This is a genomic window from Phyllobacterium calauticae, from assembly GCF_019991125.1.
Classification (GTDB): Bacteria; Pseudomonadota; Alphaproteobacteria; order Rhizobiales; family Rhizobiaceae; genus Phyllobacterium; species Phyllobacterium calauticae.
In genome coordinates, this window is the sequence record NZ_JAGENB010000001.1 from 305,386 (window position 1) to 332,157 (window position 26,772).

Genomic DNA, 26,772 nt, shown 5'->3' on the forward strand with positions numbered 1-26,772 from the left:
TTTGTTGCAGTGCAATACCGGAGCCTGTGGTTTGGCAATTATCGTGCTGAAAAGGGTTGTCTGGAGAGTCGTTTATTGCTTGCTGGTGGGTGAACCACGTATAACAGTTTTACGATTATTTTCACAAAGCATCTTCCTTTCCGTCATCGTCAGTCCTCGGGTTAAACCCGAGGACTGACGATGACGGAGAAAGCGGTGCGGGTGCGCCAATCCAAAGCCCCTCCCGTCAAATACCGCTCCAAAACGTCGCAATTTTTATTGATTGGCCAGTCAATCAAGAATAATAATTTCTCCGAACGAGGTTTTTCAGCATGCCCAAAGTCGGAATGGAACCACTGCGCAAGCGGGAGTTGATTGATGCGGCCATCCGCACCATCGGCCAACGCGGTTCGCTTGACGTGACTGTCGCGGAGATCGCCCACGAAGCGGGTGTTTCGCCAGCGCTGGCGCACCATTATTTCGGCGGCAAGGAACAGCTGATCCTCGCCACCATGCGCCATCTGCTGAAAGAACTCGGGCAGGATCTTCTGGCAGCACTGGCGACAGCCCACACGCCGGCGGAACGCATTGCAGCCATCATCGCCGTCAACTTCTCCGCCTCGCAATTTGCACCGCAGACCGTGGCCGCATGGCTGACCTTTTACGTGCACGCCCAGCAGTCGATCGAGACCCGCCGCCTGTTGCGTGTCTACGCCCGCCGCATGCATTCCAACCTCGTCTTTGCGCTGAGCAGCATGACCGACCGCGCCACCGCCCTGCAGATCGCCGAGGGTACCGGCGCGATGATCGATGGGCTTTATATCCGCCATGCGCTGCGCAATGGCGCGCCTGAGGCAGCCTCCGCAATCGTGCTCGTGGAAGATTACGTGACGACGAAATTAGCCGCCGCCGGAGCATCCCTATGACAAGGCCGAATATCCTCATCCTGATGGTCGATCAGCTGAACGGAACCCTGTTTCCGGACGGCCCGGCCGATTTCATCCATGCCCCGCATCTGCGCGCTCTGGCGGATCGTTCAGCCCGTTTTGCCAATACCTATACCGCATCGCCGCTCTGCGCCCCGGCTCGTGCTTCGTTCATGTCGGGACAATTGCCCTCCCGCACCCGCGTCTATGACAATGCCGCCGAATTCGCCTCGGATATTCCGACCTATGCGCATCATCTGCGCCGCGCAGGCTATTACACTGGGCTTTCCGGCAAGATGCACTTTGTCGGACCTGACCAGTTGCACGGTCTTGAAGAACGCCTGACCACGGATATCTATCCCGCCGATTTCGGCTGGACGCCCGATTACCGCAAGCCGGGCGAGCGCATCGACTGGTGGTATCATAATCTTGGTTCCGTCACCGGCGCTGGCGTCGCCGAAACCAGCAACCAGATGGAGTATGACGACGAGGTGGCGTTTCATGCCACACAAAAGCTCTATCAGCTGTCGCGCACGTCAGACGATGCGGCGGGCCGCCCGTGGTGCCTCACCGTCTCCTTTACCCATCCGCATGATCCCTATGTAGCCCGCCGCAAATACTGGGATCTCTACGACAATTCACCTGCACTTGAACCTGCCGTTGCCGCCATCCCGTTTGAAGCACAGGACCCGCATGCGCAGCGCCTGATGCGGGCCTGCGACTACACGCAATTTGATATTACCCCCGAAAACGTCCGCAGGGCGCGTCAGGGTTATCTCGCCAATATTTCCTATGTCGATGACAAGGTCGGCGAAATTCTGGAGGTGCTGCGGGCAACGCGGATGCTCGACAACACGATCATTGTCTTCACGTCGGACCATGGCGATATGCTGGGCGAGCGTGGCCTGTGGTTCAAGATGAACTTTTTCGAGGGCTCGGCCCGCGTGCCGCTGATGATTGCAGGCAAGGGCATCGCGCCGCAGTTGGTCACCCAGCCGGTGTCGACGCTCGATATCAACCCGACCCTTGCGGCGTTTGCCGGTATCGACATTGCAGCTGTCAAACCATGGACCGATGGCGAAGATCTGACCAGCGTCATCGCTGGCGGCAAGCGGCAGGGCCCGGTGCTGATGGAATATGCGGCGGAAGGTTCCAATGCCCCGCTCGTCTGCATGCGCGACGGCCAGTACAAGTTCGTGCATTGCGAGATCGATCCGCCGCAACTGTTTGATCTTGAATCGGATCCGCAGGAGTTGACCAATCTTGCCGGTGATCCTGCCCATGCCGCGCTGCTTGCCCAGTTCACGGCTGCCGCCAGGGCGCGCTGGGACATGGCGGCCTATGACGCCGCCGTGCGTGAGAGCCAGGCGCGGCGCTGGGTGGTCTATGAGGCGCTGCGCAACGGCTCCTATTATCCCTGGGATTACCAGCCGCTGCAGAAGGCCTCGGAGCGCTACATGCGCAATCACATGAATCTGAATGTTCTGGAAGAAAACGCGCGCTTTCCGCGCGGCGAATAATGGGGCCATCTATGGAAGCAGATTTCGTCATCATCGGTTCGGGTTCGGCCGGTTCCGCCATGGCCTACCGCCTGTCGGAGGACGGCAGGCATTCGGTCATCGTCATCGAATTCGGCGGCACGGATATGGGGCCATTCATCCAGATGCCCGCCGCCCTCTCCTTCCCGATGAACATGAGCACCTATGACTGGGGGTTCTCATCCGAGCCGGAACCGCACCTGGGCGGGCGCACGCTGGTGACCCCGCGCGGCAAGGTGATCGGCGGCTCCTCCTCCATCAACGGCATGGTCTATGTGCGCGGCCACGCCCATGATTTCGACCATTGGGCGGAGAGCGGCGCGGCTGGCTGGTCCTATGCGGATGTGCTGCCCTATTTCAAGCGCATGGAACATTCCCATGGCGGCGAGGCCGGATGGCGCGGCACCAACGGCCCGCTGCATGTGCAACGCGGACGGCGCGACAATCCCCTGTTCCATGCCTTCGTCGATGCAGGCAAGCAGGCGGGTTTCGAAGTCACCGAAGATTATAACGGCGCCAAGCAGGAAGGCTTCGGTGCCATGGAGCAGACCATTCACAATGGCCGCCGCTGGTCGACGGCCAATGCCTATCTGCGCCCGGCGCTGAAGCGGCGGAATGTGAGTCTCGTCAACGGCTTCGCGCGGCGTGTGGTCATCGAGAATCAAAGGGCGACGGGGGTGGAAATCACCCGGCGCGGCAAGACGGAAATCGTGCGCGCGCGGCGTGAGGTGATCGTTGCGGCATCATCGATCAATTCGCCAAAACTCCTGATGCTATCGGGCGTCGGCCCGGCACAGCACCTGAAAGAGCATGGCATTGCCGTGGTGGCCGATCGCGCCGGTGTCGGCCAGAACCTGCAGGACCACATGGAAGTCTATATCCAGCAGGAGAGCCTGAAGCCGATCACGCTCAATTCCAAGCTCGGACTGTTCTCCAAGGCGATGATCGGTGCGCAATGGCTGTTCTTCAAGACCGGCGACGGCGCCACCAACCATTTTGAATCCGCCGCGTTCGTGCGCTCAAAACCCGGTGTCGACTACCCTGATATCCAGTACCATTTCCTGCCAGCTGCCATCCGCTATGACGGCAAGGCGGCAGCCAAGGGCCACGGATTCCAGGCGCATGTGGGTCCGATGCGCTCGAAGTCGCGCGGCAGCGTGAGCCTGCGCTCGTCCGACCCATTCGAAAAGCCGAAGATCGTCTTCAACTACATGTCGCATCCGGATGACTGGGCGGACTTCCGCCATGCGGTGCGGCTGACCCGCGAGATTTTCGGCCAGGCAGCGCTTGATCCCTATCGCGGCCGCGAGATTTCGCCGGGCGCGCATGTGCAATCCGATGAGGCCATCGACGACTTCCTGCGCGAACATGCGGAAAGCGCGTTCCATCCCTGCGGCACCTGCAAGATGGGCGCGGCAAGCGATCCCATGGCCGTGGTCGATCCGCAATGCCGGGTGATCGGTGTCGGGGGCCTGCGTGTCGCCGATTCCTCGATTTTTCCGCGCGTCACCAACGGCAATCTGAATGGTCCCTCGATCATGACCGGCGAAAAGGCGTCCGACCATATTCTTGGCCGCGATCCCCTGCCGAGGTCCAATCAGGAGCCGTGGATCAATCCGCGCTGGGAAGTGAGCGACCGGTGATGGTATCGGATTTTACTTTGCGCAACCGGTGAGCTTGTCGAACCACGCACAAAGCCTATGCTGAAATTACAACTCCAGGAGAACACCATGCGCGCGCAGCCGAAGGCATCGCATTTCATCAATGGCCGCTTCGTCGAGGACAAGGCCGGCAAGCCGCTCGATGTGATCTATCCGGCGACCGGCGAAATCATCGCAAAACTGTTTGGCGCAACGCCGGCCCTGATCGAACAGGCCGTGCAGGCAGCGGCGGCTGCGCAGCCCGCCTGGGCGGCGCTCAAGCCGGTGGAACGCGGCCGCATCCTGCGCCGGGCGGCGGACCTTCTGCGTGCCCGCAATGCCGAGATCGCCGAGTTGGAAACGCTCGATACCGGCAAGGCCATTCAGGAAACGCTGGTTGCCGATCCGGCATCGGCGGCCGATGCGCTGGAATTCTATGGCGGCATCATCGCCGGGTTCAACGGCGAGATGATCGAGCTTGGCGGCTCCTATGCCTATACGCGCCGCGAGGCGCTGGGCGTCTGCGTCGGCATCGGCGCATGGAACTATCCGATCCAGGGTGCGGGCTGGAAGTCGGCCCCGGCGCTCGCCGCAGGCAATGCCATGATCTTCAAGCCTTCGGAAAACACCCCGTTGTCCGCCCTTGCACTGGCAGAGATCTACAAGGAAGCCGGCCTGCCCGATGGCCTGTTCAATGTGGTGCAGGGGTTTGGCGATGTCGGTTCACAGCTCGTCGATCATCCGCTCGTGGCCAAGGTTTCGCTGACAGGCTCGGTGCCCACCGGCAAGAAGGTGCTGGCGCAGGCCGGTTCGCACATGAAACATGCCACAATGGAACTCGGCGGCAAGTCGCCGCTGATCATTTTCGACGATGCGGATGTGGAGAACGCCGTTGGCGGTGCGCTGCTCGGCAATTTCTATTCCACCGGGCAGGTCTGCTCGAACGGCACCCGCGTTTTTGTCCAGAAGGGCATCAAGGACAGGTTCCTCGACCGGCTGGTGACGCGCACCAAGGCAATCCGCCTCGGCGATCCGCTCGATCCGGAGATCCATCTGGGACCGCTGATCAACGCGGCGCAGCGCGACAAGGTTGTTGCCTATATCGAAAAGGGCAAGGCCGAGGGGGCGACGCTCGCCTTTGGCGGCGGCGTGCCGAAGATGCAGGGCTTTGAAGGCGGCTGCTATGTCGAGCCGACGATTTTCACCGGTGTGACCGATGGCATGACCATCGCGCAGGAGGAAATTTTCGGCCCCGTCATGGCTGTTCTCGATTTCAACGACGAGGACGAGGTTGTCGCCCGCGCCAACGATACGGAGTTCGGCCTGTCAGCGGGTGTCTTCACCAAGGATCTGTCCCGTGCGCACCGGGTCATCAGCCAGCTCAAGGCCGGCACATGCTGGATCAACACCTACAACCTCGCCCCGGTTGAAATGCCGTTCGGCGGCTTCAAGCAGTCCGGTGTCGGCCGTGAAAACGGTCTGGCTGCGCTTTACCACTACAGCCAGATCAAGTCGGTCTATGTGGAAACGGGCAAGGTCGAGAGCCCCTACTAGAATTGATCATGGCGGGACATTTGCCTGTCCCGCCATGTCCATCATTTGCCGTAGATGGCGTCGCGCACACCATCGGGAAATGCCCCGATCATGCCGGCATAGGCCGTGTTGGTCATTACGACAACGGTGAGCTTTTGCTTAGGGTCGACAAACCACGACTGGCCGTAGACCCCGCCCCATTGCCACGTGCCTGCCGATTGCGGCGAGCCCGCCGCCGCAGGATCTTTCAGAACGGAAAACCCGAGACTGAAACCCCAACCCGGCGGCGTGGCCGTCACGACAATATCGCCAATCTGGTTGTCAGACAGCAGCTTGACGCTGTCGGCCTTCAGCAGGGGCGAGCCGCCCTTGCGCAGGGTTTCGAGGAAGCTGATGTAATCATCGGCGGTTCCGGCCATGCCCGCACCGCCGGACGCGTAGGAAGCGGGATCGAAGATGCGGTCCGGCGCAAAGCTGACGACGCCGTCGAAAAACGGCACGACATGCGGTCCGTCCATCCGCGCCGGCGGCTGGGCATCGCCATAGGCTACCGCCAGTCTTGTCCGGTCACTCACGCTGAATGCCGTATCCTTGAGACCCAGCTTTCCGGTGACATTTTCGCTCACCAGCTCGGGTAGTGTCTTGCCCGTGGCCTTGGCGAGCACTGCACCCAACACGTCGATGCCAACCGAATATTCCCAGGCGGTTCCGGGTTCAAACGACAGGGGAACCGTGGCGATGCGGCGCAGATTTTCTTCGATGGAGAGCCCCGGCTGGTCAAGACCGTCGGATATGTTGGCCTTGCGATAGGGGCCATTGGCGGGCTGAAGGAAGCCATAGCTCAGGCCTGACGTGTGGTCCATCAGCTGCCGGATGGTGATGACAGGTTCGCGGCCGTCGGCCAGTTTTGGCTGGAAATCCGGCAGATATTGCGTGACGGGATCATCGAGCTTCAGCTTCCCCTCTTCCACCAGCCGCAGGGCAGTAACCGCGACAATCGGCTTGGTCATCGACGCAAAGCGGAAGATGGCATTCTCCCTGATCGAAACCCTGGCCTCGCGATCGGCAAATCCGGCAGCACGCCGATAGACGATCTCGCCATCCTCGGCGACCAGGATGACGGTACCCACGATGGTCTGATCGGCGATGGCGCGATCAATCACGGCGTCGAGCCGGTCCTTGAAACTGGCCTGTGTAGCCAGTGCCGGAGCGGTCAAGGCAAGTGTTGTCAGGGCGGTAGCAACTGGTATGTTCATCGGCCTGTTCCTTTTTAATAGTGGTCGCTATATAATAAGGATTAACACAAGCCTGCTTCGCGTCAACAAATTTATTAGTGGTCACTATGAAAATAAATGAGCCATCTGTCAGCACCGTTGAAGAACCCGCCCGCAAGCGCGGCCGTCCACGCAGCTTTGACCGGGAGGCGGCGCGGGAGAAAGCACTGCAACTTTTCTGGGAGCATGGCTACGAGGGCACGTCGATCAACGACCTGACGGCGGCGATGGGCATTACCCCGCCCAGCCTCTACACGGCCTTCGGTTCGAAGGAAGCGCTCTATGCGGAAGTCCTCGACCTCTACCGCAGCAGTTTCGGCGCCTATTTCCCCGCAGCGCTTGCCGGGGAAAAGACCGTCCATGCGGGAATCAGCCGGCTGTTGCACGGGGCGGCGGAATCGTTCACCGCAGGTCCGGGCGGTTGCATGATCTCGACGGCGGTCCTCTCCTGTGCATCGGAAGTGAAAGGGGTCGCCGATAGTCTGGCCGCCATGCGCAGCGGCAGTCTGGATATGATTGAGAACTATATCCGCAAGGGCATCGGCACGGGCGAACTGCCGGAGACCACCAATACGCGCCAGCTCGCCCGTTTTTATGGCACCATCATTCAAGGCATGTCGGTGCAGGCGCGCGATGGCGCGACCATCGAGGAATTGACCGGAATTGCCGAAACGGCGATGTGCGCCTGGCCTGTCAGAACTGACTAGGCCTTGCCGATGTAATCCACATACTGTGTCAGGGCGCAGACGAGATGATAGAAGATCGAGGCCGGCACGTCTTCGGCCCGCGCCCTGCCCTTTTCATCGATCAGGTCGATCCACAGGCCCTTCGGCGCCTGCTCGATATGCCAGCGGAACAGACGGCCCACGCGTGCCTCGACTTCCGGCTTGAGGTCCGGCCCGCCATTGCCGTCCAGCGCAATAGCGGCCTTCACTGCCTCGGTCTGCGGCCAGCTGCGTGAATTGGTGTCGAGCGGCAGGCCGTGCCGGGATACAGCGCCATAGGCGAGTTCCGTGGTGCGGTTCAGCCCGTTGGCAATGGCCGAGGCATAGAGCTTGCGCGCGTGGCGGATGATGTCTTTCTGGCCCGATGCCTTGGCAAAATTGGACAGGAGGTAGGCCCATTCGAAATGGTGCCCCGGTTCCGTCCATTCGCCTTTTTCGCCCGGTGCCCGCTCCCAGTCATCGGTAAAATATTCGCCGAGCGTCCATGTCTCCGCATCGAAGAGGTGATGCCGGAACAGATCGACAATCCGCGCGGCACGCTGCAGATAATCGCGGTTGCCCGTCACATCGTACCAGGCAAGGAATGATTCCAGCAGGTGCATATGCGGGTTGGACCGGCGCAAACCGGTATCACCCGGCATTTCTAGAAAACCGCGCAATTTGGAATCGGCGAGATACTCATCGATGAAGGCAAAGGTTTCCGTGGCAAGACCAAGCGCCTGCGGATGGCCCGCCCGATGGGCATGCGCCAGTGCCAGCAGCACGAAGGACTGGTCATAGGCGTCTTCTGCCCCGTCAAGCACCGTACCGTCGGGGTTGAACGTCTTCACCCAGCCGCCGCGCTTCGTCCGGCCATTGGCCGTGATGAAGCGGATACCGTGGTCGATCAGATCATGGGCCGGGCCATCCCAGCCCATTTCGTGCGCCACCGCGAAGGCATAGATCTGCCGCGCCGTGGTGCGCATCCGCTTGGTCTTGATGATGGGGGTGGCGTCGAAGGTCAGCGCTTCATGGAAACCGCCATAGCGCCGGTCGACGCCGACCGTCGACCAGAGCGGCAGCGTTTCCTCGAACAGCCAATGGCGTACACGCTTTTCATAGGCGCCGACCTGCGGCAGCCGGTCCTGCGCCGGGGTAAACTTGGTTTCAAGCCGTCCCGTCTTTTCCAGCTGTTCGACGATCTTGCGGACATTCTGGCTTTCGGTAACGGGAGCCACGAATGTCGCGTCCGAGGTCGACACGACGGCAAGATCGCGCAGGCCAATGGCGGACAAAAGGCGGCCATTGCTGCGCAGATAACTGTTCTCGCAATCGATGGCGACGACATCGCCGACAATCACATTGCCGCTGCCGTCGCTCGAGCTGACTTCGAGCAGGGATTGCCACGATCCGAGATCGTTCCAGCGGAAGCGCGCCGGGACCAGCGCAATGTCCTGCGCATGTTCCATGATGGCATAGTCGACGGAAATGGATGGCACCTCCGCATAGAGATCGTGCGGCAGGTAGGTGCCGGAGACATTGCTTGTCGCCTCGTCGAGCGCCGTGACGGCACCATCCCAGATCTGCGGTGCATGGGCACGGAAGGCATCGCGCATGGTGCTGGCGCGGAACAGAAAGATACCGGAATTCCAGAGGAAGTTCTTCGATTCGAGATACTGGATCGCGGTTTCCTCGTTCGGCTTTTCCACGAAACGGATGACGTCGCGCGTGTTTTCGTTCTGCGGTCCGACCTCGATATAGCCGTAGCCCGTCTCCGGCCGGTCCGGCTGGATGCCGAAGACGACGATCCGGCCGGCCATGGCCGCATCGGTGCCCGCTTCAACGGTGTTCCAGAAATCGCGATCCGTGGTGATTTCATGGTCGGAGGGCACGACCAGCACCAGATCATCGCCATGTTCGCGCAACGTGATCTCGGTTGCCAGCACGACGGCGGCCGCGGTGTTGCGCCCCATGGGTTCGAGAATCGCCCGCCCGCCCGCCAGATCGACGCCGGAAAGATCCTGGCTGATGCGGTCGGCATGCCGTTCGGAGGCAAGCAGATAGACCGGAACAGGCATTTCGCCGCCGCGCGCGCCCATGCGCTTGACGGTGCGCAGCAGCATAGAACCTTGACCGGAAAGATTATGAAACTGCTTGGGAAAGTCTTCGCGCGACAAAGGCCAGAGCCTCGAACCAACACCGCCACTCATCACAAAGCTGATAATCCGCTTCATTCCCGATGTCATTGCATGCAACCCCATTGTTTCAGTCGATATCTCGTCCGATATACAATTCGCTCTCTTCCGGCAGACTTTGCGATACATCGCATCATCCGTATTTTACCGATACAAGACTTTCAGCAGCGATCACAAGGCCGGTTCAACCATTTCCGGAACAAGGTTTATGTTTGCACGGGTATAATTGAAGAAGTGCTTATGAAACGACTTGCAGGCATAAAAACTCGGCGGTATATACCCCGCATCGCTGGTCACGGAGTGTAGCGCAGCCTGGTAGCGCACGTCGTTCGGGACGACGGGGTCGGAGGTTCGAATCCTCTCACTCCGACCAGTGTTTTCAACAGCTTTCCCATTCGATGTCCGATCTGTGGACATGTCACGCGCATGTCAGTGCAGCGTATCGCCGCCGTCGGGATCGATCAGGCCGGCCAGCCCCTCCTCCTCGACCGCACGCAGAAATTCGTCAAATGCAGCCTGGTCCGTTTCGAACGGATCGTCCCAGACAATCGAATCCTTGTCTTCGGTCACCACTTCGAGCGTCCATTCGTTCTGCTCGGCAAGGCGGTAAATCTCAACGCTGACGGTGATTCCATCGCGCGTGAACTCCTTCGACAAACGCGACACAACCAGTTCGGGTTCTTCGTCCATCATCAGCCCTCGGGACATTCCTTGTTTCTCGCTTCATCATCTTACGACGCGTCGGGAAATAGCAAGCGGGAAAATCCAGATTCATCCGTGCGGGCCGGCACGGTCTTGCATGCGCCTTGCGCCGCCGTACCAATCCACTATTATTCCAGTCCAAGTTCCATGCATGGCATGAAGCCATGACCACCCCAGATCGACCGGAGCAATCCATGTACAGACCACCCGCGTTTCGTGAAGATCGCCTTGACGTGATGCACGCATTGATCCGCAAGCATCCGCTGGCCATGCTGGTGACGAGCGGCGAACACGGGTTGATGGCGAACCTCATTCCCTTCGAGCTCGATGCGGATGCGGGGCCGAACGGAACCCTTCGCGCGCATCTGGCCAGGGCCAACGAGCAGGTGGCGGCGTTGCAGGCGGGTGCCGAGGCGCTGGTCATTTTCCAGGGCCCCAACACCTATATCACGCCGTCCTGGTATGCGGCCAAGCGCGAACACGGCAAGGTTGTACCAACCTGGAACTACGTGGTTGTCCAGGCCTGGGGTACACCGCAGATACAGGACGATCCGGAATGGCTGCGCCGGCAGATCGGCAGCCTCACCCGCACGCAGGAAGGCGGCCGCGCCCAGCCATGGGCGGTGGAAGATGCGCCCGAGCCATTCATTGCCGGACAGGTGAAAGGCATTATCGGCGTTGAAATCCCGATCGCGCGCATCGAAGGCAAATGGAAAGTCAGCCAGAACCGGGCTGAAGCCGACAGGACCGGCGTTGCCGAGGGCCTGCAGAGGGAAGGCCCCGAAGCGCAGGCCATGGCGCGGATCGTGCATGAACGGGGAAAAGCCGGCGGCGCCTGACCGCCTTCCCCGCCATGCAAAAACCTGACATTTCACTGGCCGCCGCCGCAGGCAAGCTCCGGCAACTGACGGGCGAGACCGTCCGGCTCGTTCCAATCACGGAAGGCGAGGATTCGCGTGCCTTCCGTTACAATCTGGGCAACGAGCGCTTTGTCCTGCGCATCAACCGGTCCGCTGCTGGATTTGCCAAGGACGCCTATGCGAGCCGGCATTTTTCCGCGCCCGCGCTGCCCATTCCGGCCGTTGCCGCTCACGGCGTTCTCGATGACGGCAACGGGTTTTGTATCTCGCACATGGTAGAAGGTGTCACCCTGCAGGGTTTGCCGCCGCAGGATCTGCCGCCAGTTCTTGCACCGGTCGCCAATGTCCTCCAGGCCATTGCTGTCTCAGACATTGGCTCAGCGCACGACTACGGCCCGTTCGATGCGTCGGGAAACGGACGCAATGCAAGCTGGCAGGAATTCCTGTCCGCCGTGTCAGCCTGTGACTGGGGTAGCGTGACCGGCGATAACCAGGTCGCGGATATGGCCGGACGCTGTGCCGAACTGGCCAGGCACTGCCCCGATGTGCGGGCGCTTGTGCATGCGGATTTCGGTTCGAACAATGTATTGACCGATGGCCGCAGGATCACAGGTGTTATCGACTGGTCGGAAGCCATGTACGGTGACCCGCTCTACGATATCGCCAATATCCTGTTCTGGCGGCCGTGGCTGGACTGCATGGAGCAGCAGGCCCGCTACTTCGAGGTTCACCGGCCGGATCTCGTCCAGGACAAAACCGTACTCGCATGTTATCAGCTGCGCATCGGGCTGCAACAGGTCCATGAGAGCGCCGTCGACGGGGCACTCGACGACATGCATTGGGCGCTGCAACGCTGCCGCGCCATCGACAGCCTACTGAGGGCAGCGTAGGATCCGGACCCTAGGCAGCCATGGCCGCCAGCTCGATGCGGTTTCGGCCGAGACGCTTGGCCCGGTAGAGCGCCACGTCCGCCTCCTCGATCAGTTCCGTCATTGACTGATGCTGCGCTGTAAAAGTGGCGACACCGGCGCTGACGGTGACATGGGCCCGCGTGCGCCCGAGATCGAAAAAGGTCTCGTTGACGCGCCGCCGGATCGCTTCGGCCATCGCCATGGCTTCGCCGGCGGCTGCGGACGGCATCAGGATCGCTATCTCCTCCCCACCATAGCGGGCGACCAGATCGGATTTGCGCACCAGCGAGCGAATGATGGTGGAAATTTCCACCAGCACCAGATCGCCATTGGAGTGGCCCCAACGATCGTTGATGCTCTTGAATGAATCGATGTCGATCATGACAAGCGAAAAGACGTCGCCGCCGGTCGATGCCGCCTTGCGGAAGGTGCGCCGCGCGACCCGGTCAAACAGGCGCCGGTTGGCAAGGTTGGTCAACGGATCCGTATGGGCGTCCACCTCCAGCGTTTTTACCCGGTCGACACGCAGGCGTTCGCGATGCAGGAACATGGAGATGAGAAAAATTCCGGCAACGCTCAAGGTCAGTATCGGCAAGGCAATGCGCTGGAAAATCGGCAGCGCCTGCTCGAACGGCAGGATGAAGATGCTCAGCGTGTAGAGCGGAACCGTGAGGCCGAGAATGAGGAAATGTTTCCAGGAATAGGTCTGGGGCCGGTAGACCAGCGTGAAGATCAGGCTGATCAGGCCGATGATGACAATGCCGACGACACCGGCCTGCACACCAACCCCTCCGATCAGGACGCGGGACAGGATCGTTAGAGCTGTCGACACCAGCACCGCCACAACGCCGCCGAACGGTGCGCTGAGCGCCAGCAGGATGGAACGCGCGTCGACAATGATGCCCTCGTCGACGATGACGGGGTCGAGCATGGAAATGATGGCGGCACCGCCGAACAGAAGCCCAACCATCAGGCCGCGCGTCCAGGGCAGATTGAAAGCGCGGATAATGGAGCCATAGGCCATGCTGATCAGGGCAACCAACCCAAGACGATGGACGAGATCGGCAAAGACAGGGAAATATTCAGCGTACAATTATCAACCTCAATTCCACTTCACGCGACACTAGCGTTTGCGGGCTAATTTCGTGCGAAGGACATCCTTAAAAATTGAACTATTGGGCGATACCACGCGAATCTTCTACCACAGGTTGTATTGACTGACGACCTTTGAAACAAATTTTACCAATCGATTGCTTGAAAAGCATGAGAGCGGATTTTTATTCCCGGAGCGGGGATCGCCAGGTTCTCAACCGGCGGGAACCCGCAGTCTGGGCACGGCATCGATCAGAACCCGCGTTGCTTCGGCCTGCGGGGCGGCGAGAACCCGTTCGGTCTCGCCGCTTTCGACAATCCGCCCCTCATCCAGCACGATCATGCGGTCGGCCACGGCCCGAACCACGGCAAGATCGTGAGAAATGAAGAGATAGGACACACCGGTTTCCTCCTGCAGATCGAGCAGGAGATTGAGGATCTGCGCCCGCACGGAAACATCCAGTGCCGATACCGGCTCGTCCAGCACGATCAGGTCGGGCCGGGTGGCAATCGCCCGGGCAATGGCAATGCGCTGGCGCTGGCCGCCGGATAGTTCCAGCGGGCTGCGCTGCATCAGATCAGGGCTCAGCCCCACCCGTTCGAGCGCGGCGGCGATAAGCTGGCCATAGTTGTCCCTCGGCGCCAGATCGTGCAGGCGCAGCGGGTCTTCCAGGATACGCCGGACCGTGGCCCGCGGATTGAATGCCGCCAGCGGATCCTGGAACACCATCTGGAATCTCGGGCGCAGCAGCCGCAAGGCTTCGCCCCGCAGGGCCGTGATATCGTGGCCGCACAGGTGGATTGATCCGGCATCCGGATTGCCCAGCCGCATGACGAGGCGGGCGAGCGTCGTCTTGCCCGAACCCGATGCCCCGACCAGCGCCAGCGTTTCACCGCGCTGCAAGGTAAATCCGATATTCTTCAGGCCCGATGCATTGCGCTCGCCAAAGCGCTTGGCAACATCCTTCAGTTCGAGAACAATGGAATTGTCGGTTTCACTCATGGCAGGTTCAGGCTGTCAGGGTTGATTTCAACAAGCCGCCTTTGCCGCGGCGTGTCCAGTGACAGGTGCGCGCCGATCAGCGCCTTGGTATAGGGATGCGCGGGTTGGCCGAGAACATCGGCTGCGGTGCCCTGTTCGACCAGTTGTCCCCTGTAGAGAACAGCGATCTGGTCGGCGCGTTCGGACGCCAGCGCGATATCATGGGTGACGAACAATAGCGTCAGCCCGTCCTCGCGCACCAGCTCGTCCAGCAGGTTGACGATATGGCGCTGCACCACCGTGTCGAGCGCGCTGGTCAACTCATCGGCGATGACAAGCGACGGATTGGCCGCCAGCGCCAATGCGAGGGCGATGCGCTGGCGCTGCCCGCCGGAGAATTCATGCGGATAGCTGTTGAGGCGCGACAGGGCTTTCGGGATACGCACCCGGTCCATCAGGTCGGCGGCACGCACCCGCGCGGCGATCCAGCTGGTGTCCTCATGCGCCCGGATGACCTCGGCAATCTGGTCGCCGACCCTCATGACCGGATCGAGACTGCCGCCCGGGTCCTGGAACACCACACCGATATCCCGGCCGAGACGCGGGCGGCCCGACGGGCCGGGAAAGACAATCGAACCCGTCTGGCGCGCCTGTTTTGGCAGAAGCCCCGCAACGGCCATGGCGAGAGTGGATTTTCCGGAGCCGCTTTCGCCGATCAAAGCCAGCCGCCCGCCCCGATCGAGGTCGAGCGAGACATCCGCCAGCGCAACGGTCTTGCCGTAGGTCACGCCGACATTTTCCACGCGCAGCAATGGTTCGCTCATGGCTGGAGGAACCTTTCACTGCGCGACAGGCCGCGCCCGATCAGATGCACGCTGAGAACCGTTACCACCAGCGCCAGACCCGGCACGATGGAAAGATAAGGCGCCGCGCGCAGCACCGTGCGCCCTTCGGCAATCATGCTGCCCCAGGTGATCCGGTTCGGATCGCCGAAGCCGAGAAACGACAGGGCAGCTTCGATGAGGATGGCCGCGGCCACGGAAATGGCGGCGAGCGAGGCGGCCGGACCAAAGGCATTCGGCAATATTTCCCGGAAGGCAATCTCCAGCGGCCGCATACCCAATGTGCGGGCGGCGGCCACGAAATCGCGCTCGCGCAGCGACAAAACCTCTGCCCGTGTCACCCGCGCGGCCTGCGTCCATGTGCCGAGACTGATGGCCAGAATGAGGGTCGGGACGCTCGGCCCGGTCACGCTGATTGTTGCCAACGCCAGCAAAAAGCCTGGAACCGTCTGGAATGCCTCGGTGATCCGCATCAGTACCGCATCGGCAATACCGCCGAGAAAGCCCGCCAGCGTGCCGACCAGACTGCCGACGACAAGCGATGCCGCAGCCGAGAAGAACGCCACCAGCAGCGTCGTGCGCGTGCCGTAGAGAAGCTCCGACAGCACATCGCGGCCAAGACGGTCTGTGCCCAGCCAATGCGCCTGCGATGCAAAAGGCCGAGCCAAGGGTTCACCGACGATGGCGAGCGGATCGCCCGCTACGATCCACGGGGCGAGCAAGGCCATGAGAACCAGCGCAAGCAGCAGCACCAGTCCGGCACGGCCTTCAAGGTTGAGACGCCGCCAGATCGTCATCGGCCGATCCTCACGCGCGGATCGAGCCTGCCATAGGCGAGATCGACCAGCAGATTGGCGATAATCACCGTTATGGCGCTGCACAGGATGACACCCAGCAGCAGCGGCGTGTCGCGCCGCGAGACAGCCTCCGCCGCCAGCCGTCCGAATCCCGGAATGGCGAAAACGCTTTCCACCACGACGCTGCCGCCCAGCATGACCGCCGCCTGCAGGCCGAGCATGGTAATGACAGGCAGGACCGCATTGCGCGCCACGTGCCGCCAGACGATACGGCCACGGCTGAGGCCGCGCGCCTTCAGGCCGGTGACGAAGGGATCGCGCCAGACCTCGCTCATGCGGTCGCGCATCAGGCGCAGATACAGCGCGAGGTAAACCATGGCAAGCGAGGCGACCGGCAGGACCAGATGCGCGGCGATATCCGCCATGCGCGCCCATCCGCTCTTGCCGGACGCGATAGTCTCGATGCCACCGACCGGCAGCCAGCGCAGATCGACGGCGAAGACCACGATCAGCACCAGCCCCAGCCAGAAGCCGGGAACGGCATAGAGCGCCAGCGAACCGATCGACAGGAAACGGTCGCGCAGGGAGCCGGGCTTTGCGCCGGCGATGACGCCGAGCAGCGAACCAAGGAAGAAGGCGAGTGCGGTGGCAATGCCCATCAGCAGCAGCGTCACCGGCAGGCGTTCGACGATCACCGAAAGCACCGGACGTTGAAACGCCGTCGACCAGCCGAGATCGCCATGGCCAAGCGCCGAGACATAGGCGATGAAACGATGGAATGGGCCCTGATCAAGACCCCATGCCTGGCGCAATTGCGCCAGCTGGTCGGCATCCATGCCGCCGGAACGCGCGACATAGGAATCCACCGCGTCACCGGATGCCGCCTCCAGCAGCAGAAAACTGCCGATGAGCACAACGGCCAGAACCGGAATCGCACCCAAAAGGCGTTTCAGGAAAAAGGATGCGAGTGGCGGCAAGAAGGGCTCCGACAGGTCATGCGAATGGAGGGGGACACTAGAGCCAATAATGCCGGAAGACAAACGGGTTTGTGTTCAGGAGGGAAGATGCGGTGTCACGATAAAACCATACCCTCAACCCCTACCCTTTCAGCCAGACGTTGGACCAGTTCGACACCGCCCAGCGCGGATTGTCGGACACATTCTGCACGGTATCGCGGGCAACGGTGATGAAGGAGAATTCCGCCACATTGATCAGCGGCAAATCCTCAGCCACCACCTTCTGCAACTTCTTGTAGAGACCGGCGCGCTTTTCGCTATCCACGGTGGAAGCGGCATCCTTGATCAGCTTGTCCACATCCGCATTGGCATAGCCGTACTGGTTGGAGAACGGCACACCGGCGGGCAGCCCGCTTTCGAACAGGATGGTGGTGGAGATCGCCGGATCGGAACGGTAGACCGGCGTTGCCACGGTGATATCGAAATCGTGGTCCGTATAGACCGCCTTCAGATGGGCGGGTGTATCGTTGCTGACCACCTGCGCATCGATGCCCACCTTGGCCAGCGCCTGGCGCAGATAGTCGCCGAACTGCTTGGTTTCATTGAAGAATGGTGCGGGCAGGAGCTTGAGCGTGAAGCGGTTGCCGTCGGCGCCGCGCTTGTAGCCCGCCGCGTCGAGCAGCGCTTCGGCCTTGGCCGGATCGAAAGCATGGGCGGCCACATCTGGCTCATAAAACGCCTTGTCATAGGCAGGAACCGGCCCCGTGGACGGCTTTGCATAGCCGAGGAAGATCGTCTTGACGACAAAATCCCGGTCGATGGCATGGGCAAGCGCCTGACGAACCTTCGGATCGGCCAGTTCCTTGCGGCGATGGTTGATTTCGACAATGAGCTGATAGGTCAACCCTTCATAGCCATTGGCGTAAACCTTCAGGCCCGGCACCTTGGAGATGCGGGCGAGATCGGCAAGCGGCACGGCGGAGAAAGCAGCCAGCTGGATCTGTTCGGCCTCCAGCGCATTGCCGGCGGATGAACGGTCCGGCAGGATCTGGTAGACAATCTCATCCAGCAGCGGCTGGTCCTTCTGCCAGTAGGCCTCGTTGCGCTTCAGCAGATAATATTCGCCCGGCTTGTGTTCGCCGAATTTGAACGGGCCGGTGCCGACCAATGCTTGGTTGGCCGGATTCTTGGCGATATCCGTGCCTTCATAGAGATGTTTCGGCACGACTGAGGTGACCACCGGCAGCGCATTGCGGATGAGCTGGAACGGCGTCGGCTGGGAGAATTTGAAGATGGCCGTGTGGTCATCCGGTGTTTCGACACTCTCGAGGTTCTTGAAGACCACGCGGCCGAGGTTCTGCAGCTTCTTCCACACTTCCAGCGCGGAGAAGGCAACGTCAGCCGAGGTGAACGGCTTGCCGTCGTGCCAGGTCACGCCTTCGCGCAGTTTGAAGGTTGCAGTCAGGCCATCGGCCGAGCCCTCCCAGGCGGTGGCCAGGCGCGGCGACAAGCCGTCCTTGCCGTCATAGGACTGTTCGGCCAGCGGCTCGACAATCTTGCTGGCGACAAAGAACACGCCGTTGGAGGCGACGATGGCGGGATTGAGATTGGCCGGTTCGCTGTCCCCGGCGACGATCAGACGCCCGCCTTTGACAGGCGTTTCCCCCTGCGCCCAGCCAAGACCCGGCATGGCGGTGAGCGCGGCGGCGCTGGCGGTCAGATGGAGAAAAGAGCGTCGGTTCAACAGGATACGGGACATGCTTGCGATCCTCTTATGCATAGGTTTGGCCGAGTGGGCGGGACAGAATCTGGCTGAGAGCCCTGATGGTGGCGCGGGCGAAATCGGGTTTGGCGGATGCGCCCATATGGCCGATGCGCAGCAGCTTGCCCGATGTGTCGGCGCGGCCGAGGGACAGGAGGATGCCGTGCTCATCGCGCAACCGGTCGCGCAAGGCCGTGTCGCTGAAACCATCGGGCAGCTTGAAAGCGGTCGCCGTCGGCGCGCAGAATTCCAGCTTTTTCGGCCACAGCTTCAGGCCAAGCTCAAGCAGGCCGTTGCGGGTGATTTCAGCCGTTTCCGCATGGCGGGCCCAGACGTTTTCGGCACCCTCCGCGGCATAGAGATCCAGCGCCGCATCCAGCGCATAGATTTCCGCAATGGACGGCGTCACCGGAAAGGGCTTGCCGGGCTCCGAGGCGCCTTTCCAGCCGAGAAGGCTGAGGAACGAGCCGCGCGGCGCATCCGGGTTGGCCTCGATCTTGGCCCAGGCCCGCTCGCTCACGCCGACGAGGCTGAGGCCCGGCGTGCTGCCCAGGCATTTCGATGGCGAGGTGATGAAAATGTCGGCATGCGCCTCAAGCGGATGGGCATCCAACCCGCCAAAGGACGACACGGCATCGACAATGAGATAGGCCCCGTGCTCGGCAACGACAGCGCCGATGTCCCGCAGCGGATTGAGCGTGCCGGACGGGGTGTCGTGATGGCAGAGCGAGACAATTTTGATATCCGGGCGCTGGCGCAGCGCCGCACGCACCGCCTGCGGGTCGATGATGTCGTCATAGGGCACGGCAAGCTCGATGACTTCCCTGCCATAGCGCGCGGCCCAGCCGGCAAACCCCTTGCCATAGACACCGGAGACAAGGTTCAGAACCACATCGTCACGGGCAATCAGCGCGGCAGCAGCCGCTTCGATGCCGAGAATGGCCTCGCCCTGCATGATGACGGGCGCCGTGTCCTGCCGCAGCGCCAGCCGCAGCTTTTCGATCACTTCGGCATAGAAGGCCTGGAAGGCGGGATGATAGTCATAAAGAACAGGCTTTCCGAGCGCGGCAAGCACTTGCGGATAGGCGGGAACCGGACCTGTGGTCAGCATCAGCGGTGGAATGGGGAGCATGGATCGCACTTCGAAATTTCATCCCATTCACCGGCGCAAATGGCACTTGAAGCAGACCATATTCTCGCCGCTGGCGGAAACCAAGAAAAACTATTCCAATAATGGCAACGCGAAGGACAAAAGCGCTGTCTATCCCTTTACTCCAGCGGGATCACATCCACCGATTGCTTTGCTTCCTGCGAACCGCTGGTTTTCAGCACGCCGACGATGGGCGAGACATCGGCATAATCCCGACCGTAACCGACGGTGATATGGTCATTGCCGGCCATCATCGCATTGGTGGGATCGAATTCCTGCCAGCCCGCCTCGCGCCCGCACCAGACACGCACCCAGGCATGCATGGCGTCGGCACCTTCCAGCCGCTCCTTGCCGGGTGGCGGGATGGTGCGCAGGAAACCGCTGACATAGCCCGCCGGAATGCCGATGCCGCGCAGGCCGGCAATCATGATGTGGCTGAAATCCTGGCAGACACCGGCCCGCAGGTCGAACGCCTCCCGCGCCGTGGTGCGCACATTGGTGGCGTCGGAATCATAGGCGAAATCCGCATGGATGCGGTTGCACAGATCGCCCGCCGCCTCCATGACCGTGCGCGTCCTGCCGAGGCTTGTCGCGGCGTAGGCCGATATGTCAGGGTCGATGGCCGCGTGGGCGCTGGATGTCAGAAAGTGGTGCGGTGCATCGGATGCCACCGACCAGACGCCGCGTATTTCCCGGATCAGGCCGGCAAGATCGGGCGAAACATCGAGCATGGTCTGCGGCCGCGCCACGTTGATGCGGGCTGTCATCGTTACATCGAGCGTCTCGTGCGGATTGCGGTAGACGATGGAGGTCACCGTATTGGCGAAGAAATCGGTAAAATCGGAGCGTTCCGCCGCTGCAGGATCAAAGGAGAGACTCGAGGCGACCACGCGCTGGATACCCGGCAGAGTTTGCGGCATCACCCGGATGTGGTGGCGCCCGCCCGCCGCGGAACGCTCATAGTCATAATGCAGGTGGAGGCGGATGTTATAGAGCATTCCTCACCCCCTCAGGCAAAATACGTATCGGAGATGGTGTCGGACAGCGCGCCGATTTCATGGGCGAGTTCATGCAGCTTGTCGGCTGTCAGTTCGCTGGATTCCATGATGGCAAGCTGCGTATGCAGGCGCAGCACATCCTTGGAAAAGGCGGACATATGCGCACCCGCCTCGCGCTGCGGCAAAAGATTGAACTCGGTTTTGAGCGCGTCCAGCTGGAAAATGATCGAGCGCGGATTGAGCGGATCGAGCGCCAGAAGATCGAGCACGCTCAGGCGGCCGGAATAGACGCTGTACTGCCGCCGGTGCGTCATGACGCTGTCGCCGATTTCCAGCAGCATTTCCAGCCCACCTTCCGGCGCTTCATGCCGCGACAGGTTTGCCAGGATGCGCGCCATCTGGATGCCGCGCTCCAGCCGGCGGCCGATTTCAAGAAAACGCCAGCCGGTGAAACGATACATGTTCTCGTGCACCAGACCGGAGAACCCGGCCAGCTTGCGCAGGATGATTGTCATGGCGCGGGTGCCGTCATCGCCCTGCGACACCACCCCCTGGAACCGGTGCACGGTCTTCGACAGATCGCGCAGCGCCAGCCAGCCATCGGGCGAAAAACGGTCGCGGATACGTCCGGCACTGAGCATTGCGCCGTCGATGGAACGCAGGAGGCCCTTGGGTATGGCTTCATCGAGATCAATGCCGAGGGGCTTGAGCTGATCGCGCATTTCCGTCAGAAGCGGCAATTCCGCATTGGCCGTCTCGGCATAGCGGGCATGGCACGCCCGCAGGATACGCGCCGTGGCTTCGGCACGTTCGATATAGCGCCCCATCCACATCAGGTTTTCCGCCGCACGGCTCGGCAGCGTGCCCGGCACATTGCGGCGGAACGCATCGTCCTCGCGCGGCAGCAGCGTATCCTTGCGCACGGGCGCCGAACTGGTGATCCACACATCCGCTGCCTGCCCGCCGCGCTGCATGGCAATCGCCGCCGTGTCGAGCGTGAACCCGACGCGGGCAAAACCGCCCGGCATGAAACTCCAGCCATCGCCGTGACGCGCCGCAAAGACGCGCAGGACAAAGGGCCTCGGCTCCAGCCTGCCGTCCACATAGACCGGCGTCGTCGACAGTTTGACGGCTTCCTGACCGACCAGTCCACGGCCGTCGGTTTTGAGCTTGTGCAACAGGGCCTGGCGCGCCGCATCGTCAAGGGCGGACCCCAGAACCGTGGCCTGCACGTCTTCGAACGGCAACCGGGTCGACAGCGCCGGGCCGACCATCATCTGGTCGAGCCGGTTCATGACGTGCTGGCGTTCCTTCTCCTGGCCGCACCACCAGGTGGCGATGCTCGGCAAGGCGAGATCACGGTCGTGCAGGGCCTTCGAGATCGCAGGAAGGAAGGCCAGCAGCGCCCGGGTTTCGAGAATGCCCGATCCCAGCGCATTGACCAGCGAGACGGAACGCTGGCGCAGCGCGCCGACCATGCCGGGGGTGCCGATCCACGAATCCGACTTCAGCTCCAGCGGGTCCATATAGGCGGCATCCATGCGCCGCCACAGAACATCGATGGGCTTGAGACCGGACACGGTGCGCACCATGACCCGGCCCTTGCTCACGGTCAGGTCGTCGCCTTCCAGCAGCATGATGCCGAGATAGCGGGCGATATAGGCGTGTTCGAAATAGGTTTCATTGTTCGGGCCGGGCGTGAGAATGGCCGCGCGCCCTGCGGGATCGTGGATCAGGCTCTGCAGGGAATCGCGGAAATCCTTGAAGAAACCGGCAAGACGGTGAACGTTCATCGCGCCGGAAATATCCGAAAGGGCGCGGGTGGTGGCAACGCGGTTTTCCAGGGCAAACCCGGCACCCGAAGGCGCCTGCGTGCGGTCGCCCAGCACCCACCACTGGCCATTGGGTGCGCGCCCCAGCTCGAAAGCGCAGAAATGCAGGAAATGCCCGCTGGCCGGCTTGATACCGGCGACGGGATGCAGGAACTCGGGGTTCGAGGCAATCAGATCCGGCGGCAGCAGGCCATCGCGCACCAGCCGGTTGTCGCCATAGATATCGGCAACGATATCCTCCAGGAGATCGGCGCGCTGGGTCAGCCCTGACGTGATGGAGCGCCAGTCATCCTCGTTGATCAGAAGTGGAACATGGGCGAGCGGCCATTCGCGCTCCTGCGTACCCGTCTCGTCATAGACCCGGTAGAAGACCCCCGCATCGTGCAGATACTGGTTGGCACGAGCAAAGCGGGTTGCGAGCTTGTCCGGGCCGAGGGTGTCAAGCGAACGCAGCAGCTTTTCCCAGCCGGGACGCACAGCCCCGTTGGGATCGATCATCTCGTCCGCCACGCCCTGCAGGGGCTTGTAGCCCGCGAGGAGACCGGGGAGTGGCCGTGATTTGCTTACCTGGGACATTGGTTTCAATACCCCCCTCTGCCCTGCCGTGCTCCGGGGCGAGCCACGGGTCTCGCCCCGGAGCCCGGTAGCCCAGAGGGGGGCGAAATCTCTCTTTGCATCAATCCCACAATCTCAATGCCTCGGCCTTCTCAGATCAAGGGTCATCGGAAATTCCCCCGATGGCTGTTCCCTGCGCAATTCATATCCGCCGGCCGTATGGCCGCGCGGCTCGAAACGCGCCAGCCGGCGCGCCTCGGCCTCGTTCGAATTGACCGGGAACGTATCATAGCTGCGCCCGCCGGGGTGTGCGACATGATAGACGCAACCGCCGATCGCCCGTTGCGACCACTGGTCGTAAATGTCAAAAACCAGCGGCGTGTTGACCGGGATCATCGGATGCAGGCCGGAGCGCGGCTGCCACGCCTTGTAGCGCACGCCGGCAACCGCCGTGCCCTGTCTGTCGGTCATCTTCAGCGGCACCTCGCGCCCGTTGCAGGCCACGCTGTAGCGGGCCGGATTGAAGCCGTCGACCTTGACCTGCAGCCGTTCCACCGAGGAATCGACGAAGCGCACCGTGCCGCCGATGGCACCCTGCTCACCCATCACATGCCATGGCTCCAGCGCCTGCCGGATTTCCAGTTTCACACCCTCATTCTCGATTTCTCCGCAGAAGGGGAAGCGGAATTCCAGCTGGGCCTCGAACCATTCCGGGCGGAAATCAAAGCCGTTCTCGCGCAAATCGGCGAGAACATCGAGGAAATCCTGCCAGACATAGGCCGGCAGCATGAAACGGTCATGCAGCGCCGTGCCCCAGCGGACGAAACTGCCCTGAATCGGATTGTTCCAGAACCGGGCAATCAGCGCGCGGATCAGCAATTGCTGGGCAAGGCTCATGCGCGCATTGGGCGGCATCTCGAAACCGCGGAACTCGACCAGCCCGAGCCTGCCGGTCGGACCATCGGGCGAGAACAGCTTGTCGATGCAGATTTCCGAGCGATGCGTGTTGCCGGTGACATCCACCAGCAGATTGCGGAACAGCCGGTCGACCAGCCAGGGCAAAGGCGGCGTGCCCTCGCCCGGCCGGGGCACCTGCGAGAGGGCAATCTCCAGCTCGTAGAGACTGTCATGCCGCGCCTCGTCGATGCGCGGTGCCTGGCTGGTCGGCCCGATGAACAGGCCGGAGAACAGGTAGGACAGCGACGGATGCCGCTGCCAGTGCAGGACAAGGCTTTTCAACAGATCAGGACGGCGCAGGAACGGGCTGTTGGCGGGTGTTTCGCCACCGACCACCACATGGTTGCCGCCGCCGGTACCGGTATGGCGGCCATCGATCATGAACTTGTCGGCACCGAGCCGCGTCTGGCGGGCTTCTTCGTAGATTGCCGTTGTCGTTGCCACGCAGTCGCGCCAATTGGCCGCCGGATGGATATTCACCTCGATCACACCGGGATCGGGTGCAACGCGGATAACGTTGATGCGATGATCCTGCGGCGGGCTGTAACCTTCGATGTGAACCGGCAGCCCAAGCTTGTGTGCCGCAGCTTCCGCCGCCGCAACCAGTTCCAGATAGTCCTCGAGCGCCTCCACCGGCGGCATGAACACGCTGAGGCGCCCGTCCCGCGGCTCGACCGATATGGCGGTGCGCACGGCCCCGCCGATTTCCCCCAGTTCCTGCTCGACCCGCTCCTGCTGGTTGCCTTCGTCCGCGGTGAAAGAGGCAACCGCCAGGATGTTCTCACGCGCCTGCGGTGCCGGGTCCGGCAGCGCCCCGCGATCCACCGACGGATCGACCGGCACGATATAGGGATATTCCGAGGCCGGAACATGCGGCAGGGCGCCGAGCGGCAGGCGGTATCCGACGGGTGAATCCCCCGGCACCAGGAACAGCTTGCCGCGCCGCGTCTTCCATTTTTCGCTACGCCAGCGCGGGCCGGAGGCCTGGCTGTTCCAGCGCTGCACCGGCAGGACAAAACCGCTCGGCTCGGTCAGGCCCCGCTCGAAAACCCGGGCGATGCGGCTGCGCTCTTCCGGATCCTTGAGCCTGGAGTTGGACGGATCGACATTGTCGGGAAGATTGCCCTCCTTGATGATCCATTCCGCCGGATCTTCGTAGGCGGGTGCCACCATCTCTTCTTCAACGCCAAGCTCCTGCGCCAACGCGACGAGGAGTTTTCCGGCATCTTCCGGCTTGACGTCAGCCTTGCCGTTCTCCGGCGCGATCAGGTCGGGATTGACCCAGATCGGCTTGCCGTCCTTGCGCCAGTAAAGCGAGAACGTCCAGCGCGGCAGGCTCTCGCCCGGATACCACTTGCCCTGCCCGTAGTGCAGAAAACCACCCGGCGCAAAACGCTCGCGCAGCCGCCGGATCAGCTTGTCGGCCTTTTCGCGCTTGGTCGGCCCGACCGCATCGGTGTTCCATTCGCCCGATTCGAAATCATCGATGGACACGAATGTGGGCTCGCCGCCCATGGTCAGGCGCACATCGCGTTCGTTCAGGATCGCGTCCACCTTTTCGCCGAGCGCATCGAGCGCATTCCAGGATTCGTCGGAAAACGGTTTTGTGATGCGGGGGTGCTCGGATACGCGCGTCACGCGCATATCGAAACCGAATTCCACATTGGCGAATTCCGCCATGCCGGAAATCGGTGCGGCATTGCGGTAATGCGGGGTGGCGGCAAGCGGTACGTGGCTTTCGCCGGTCAGAAGCCCGGAGGTGGGGTCGAGGCCGATCCAGCCCGCCCCCGGCAGATAGACTTCGCACCAGGCATGCAGATCGGTGAAATCCTTGTCCGTTCCGGCGGGACCATCGATGGCGACAAGATCAGGCTTCAGCTGGATGAGATAGCCGGAGACGAACCGTGCGGCAAAACCGAGATTACGCAACACCTGCACTAGCAGCCAGCTTGAATCCCGGCACGATCCCGAGCGCAGGTTCAAGGTGGCGTCCGGCTCCTGAACCCCGGTTTCCATGCGGATGACATAGCCGATCTCGCGCTGGATACGTGCGTTGAGATCGACGACGAAATTCACCGTGTTCGTCGGGCTGCGATCGATGGTTGCAAGGAAAGCCGAAACCAGCGGTCCGGCCGGTTCCGGTTTCATATAGATCGACAGGTCGTCGCTGATCTCTTCGGGATAGCTGAACGGCCATGTTTCGGCGACCGGTTCGACGAAGAAATCGAATGGATTATAGACGGTCATATCAGCGACGAGATCGACCTCGATCTTCAGCTCCGTCACCGGTTCGGGAAAGACGAAGCGGGCGAGGAAATTACCGTAGGGATCCTGCTGCAGGTTGACGAAATGATTGGCCGGACTGACTTTCAGGGAATGGCTGAGAACTTTTGTCCGGGAATGGGGTGCCGGCTGGAGCCGGATGATCTGCGGCCCGAGCATGATGGGCCGGTCATACCGGTAATGCGTCAGATGATAGACTGCTGCGTGAATTGCCATATCGCCTCAAAAGTCTGATTCAAAAAAAACCGCGGTTCCACAAATGCTCCCCGCACTCTAACGAGTTACCGGCCAATTGAAATCTTTC

At 61.7% G+C, this 26,772-nt stretch carries 20 protein-coding genes and 1 tRNA gene; 8 read left to right on the forward strand and 13 right to left on the reverse strand.

The window, feature by feature from the left end; all coding sequences use genetic code 11:
• The first annotated feature begins 311 nt into the window (after positions 1–311).
• The 4 genes from betI to betB all read left to right on the forward strand — a co-directional run bounded on the left by betI (position 312) and on the right by betB (position 5,637).
• Positions 312–905: a transcriptional regulator BetI gene (gene betI / locus J1W56_RS01715; protein ID WP_223611450.1), complete on the forward strand. Its 594-nt coding sequence runs from the start codon at positions 312–314 to the stop codon at positions 903–905.
• Positions 902–2,425, forward strand: coding sequence for a choline-sulfatase (gene betC, locus J1W56_RS01720; protein ID WP_223611451.1), 1,524 nt, complete (start codon positions 902–904; stop codon positions 2,423–2,425). The genes betI and betC overlap by 4 nt, the downstream gene beginning before the upstream one ends.
• Before the next feature lie 11 nt (positions 2,426–2,436).
• Positions 2,437–4,086: a choline dehydrogenase gene (betA, locus tag J1W56_RS01725; RefSeq protein ID WP_223611452.1), complete on the forward strand. Its 1,650-nt coding sequence runs from the start codon at positions 2,437–2,439 to the stop codon at positions 4,084–4,086.
• An 87-nt stretch (positions 4,087–4,173) separates the two neighbouring features.
• Positions 4,174–5,637 carry a betaine-aldehyde dehydrogenase gene (gene betB, locus J1W56_RS01730; protein ID WP_223611453.1) on the forward strand — a complete coding sequence of 488 codons (1,464 nt, stop codon included), beginning with the start codon at positions 4,174–4,176 and terminating at the stop codon, positions 5,635–5,637.
• 41 nt (positions 5,638–5,678) lie between these two features.
• Here betB and J1W56_RS01735 read toward each other — a convergent pair whose 3' ends face one another.
• Positions 5,679–6,872, reverse strand: coding sequence for a serine hydrolase domain-containing protein (locus tag J1W56_RS01735; protein ID WP_223611454.1), 1,194 nt, complete (start codon positions 6,870–6,872; stop codon positions 5,679–5,681).
• Between the two features lie 86 nt (positions 6,873–6,958).
• Between J1W56_RS01735 and J1W56_RS01740 the strand changes: the two genes are divergently transcribed.
• Entirely contained in the window at positions 6,959–7,597 is a 639-nt protein-coding gene (locus J1W56_RS01740; protein WP_223611455.1) for a TetR/AcrR family transcriptional regulator, read from the forward strand.
• On the opposite strand, the gene J1W56_RS01745 is transcribed toward J1W56_RS01740, so the two are convergent.
• Positions 7,594–9,828, reverse strand: a complete 2,235-nt coding sequence (locus J1W56_RS01745) for an AGE family epimerase/isomerase (protein ID WP_223611456.1) — start codon at positions 9,826–9,828, stop codon at positions 7,594–7,596. The genes J1W56_RS01740 and J1W56_RS01745 overlap by 4 nt on opposite strands.
• 257 nt (positions 9,829–10,085) lie before the next feature.
• Here J1W56_RS01745 and J1W56_RS01750 point away from each other — a divergent pair.
• Positions 10,086–10,162: transfer RNA gene (locus J1W56_RS01750), tRNA-Pro, on the forward strand.
• Between the two features lie 56 nt (positions 10,163–10,218).
• Here J1W56_RS01750 and J1W56_RS01755 read toward each other — a convergent pair.
• Positions 10,219–10,497, reverse strand: a complete 279-nt coding sequence (locus J1W56_RS01755) for a hypothetical protein (protein ID WP_374042706.1) — start codon at positions 10,495–10,497, stop codon at positions 10,219–10,221.
• Between the two features lie 188 nt (positions 10,498–10,685).
• Here J1W56_RS01755 and J1W56_RS01760 point away from each other — a divergent pair, with 188 nt between their 5' ends.
• Entirely contained in the window at positions 10,686–11,330 is a 645-nt protein-coding gene (locus J1W56_RS01760; protein WP_223611457.1) for an FMN-binding negative transcriptional regulator, read from the forward strand.
• A 14-nt stretch (positions 11,331–11,344) separates the two neighbouring features.
• Positions 11,345–12,241, forward strand: a complete 897-nt coding sequence (locus J1W56_RS01765; protein WP_223611458.1) for an aminoglycoside phosphotransferase family protein — start codon at positions 11,345–11,347, stop codon at positions 12,239–12,241.
• A gap of 10 nt (positions 12,242–12,251) precedes the next feature.
• Here the strand turns inward: J1W56_RS01765 and J1W56_RS01770 are convergent, their stop codons facing one another.
• The 10 genes from J1W56_RS01770 to J1W56_RS01815 form a co-directional block, all read right to left on the reverse strand.
• Positions 12,252–13,355 (reverse strand): GGDEF domain-containing protein, encoded by a 1,104-nt coding sequence (locus tag J1W56_RS01770; RefSeq protein WP_223611459.1) that lies wholly within the window; start codon positions 13,353–13,355, stop codon positions 12,252–12,254.
• A 213-nt stretch (positions 13,356–13,568) separates the two neighbouring features.
• On the reverse strand, positions 13,569–14,357 hold the full coding sequence (locus J1W56_RS01775; RefSeq protein ID WP_223611460.1) for an ABC transporter ATP-binding protein: 789 nt from the start codon (positions 14,355–14,357) through the stop codon (positions 13,569–13,571).
• Positions 14,354–15,160, reverse strand: coding sequence for an ABC transporter ATP-binding protein (locus tag J1W56_RS01780; RefSeq protein ID WP_223611461.1), 807 nt, complete (start codon positions 15,158–15,160; stop codon positions 14,354–14,356). Before J1W56_RS01780 ends, J1W56_RS01775 begins: the two co-directional genes overlap by 4 nt.
• Positions 15,157–15,975, reverse strand: a complete 819-nt coding sequence (locus J1W56_RS01785) for an ABC transporter permease (protein WP_223611462.1) — start codon at positions 15,973–15,975, stop codon at positions 15,157–15,159. The genes J1W56_RS01780 and J1W56_RS01785 overlap by 4 nt, the downstream gene beginning before the upstream one ends.
• Positions 15,972–16,952 (reverse strand): ABC transporter permease, encoded by a 981-nt coding sequence (locus tag J1W56_RS01790; protein WP_223611463.1) that lies wholly within the window; start codon positions 16,950–16,952, stop codon positions 15,972–15,974. Before J1W56_RS01790 ends, J1W56_RS01785 begins: the two co-directional genes overlap by 4 nt.
• A 121-nt stretch (positions 16,953–17,073) precedes the next feature.
• Positions 17,074–18,690, reverse strand: coding sequence for an ABC transporter substrate-binding protein (locus tag J1W56_RS01795; protein ID WP_223611464.1), 1,617 nt, complete (start codon positions 18,688–18,690; stop codon positions 17,074–17,076).
• Positions 18,691–18,703: 13 nt separating this feature from the next.
• The gene (ppaT, locus tag J1W56_RS01800; RefSeq protein WP_223611465.1) at positions 18,704–19,825 is read right to left on the reverse strand and encodes a pyridoxamine--pyruvate transaminase; all 1,122 of its coding nucleotides are present in this window, start codon (positions 19,823–19,825) and stop codon (positions 18,704–18,706) included.
• 137 nt (positions 19,826–19,962) lie between these two features.
• Positions 19,963–20,841: a transglutaminase family protein gene (locus J1W56_RS01805; protein WP_223611466.1), complete on the reverse strand. Its 879-nt coding sequence runs from the start codon at positions 20,839–20,841 to the stop codon at positions 19,963–19,965.
• 11 nt (positions 20,842–20,852) lie between these two features.
• On the reverse strand, positions 20,853–23,249 hold the full coding sequence (locus tag J1W56_RS01810; RefSeq protein ID WP_223611467.1) for a circularly permuted type 2 ATP-grasp protein: 2,397 nt from the start codon (positions 23,247–23,249) through the stop codon (positions 20,853–20,855).
• Positions 23,250–23,363: 114 nt separating this feature from the next.
• Positions 23,364–26,684, reverse strand: a complete 3,321-nt coding sequence (locus J1W56_RS01815) for a transglutaminase family protein (RefSeq protein WP_223611468.1) — start codon at positions 26,682–26,684, stop codon at positions 23,364–23,366.
• Positions 26,685–26,772: the final 88 nt, after the last annotated feature.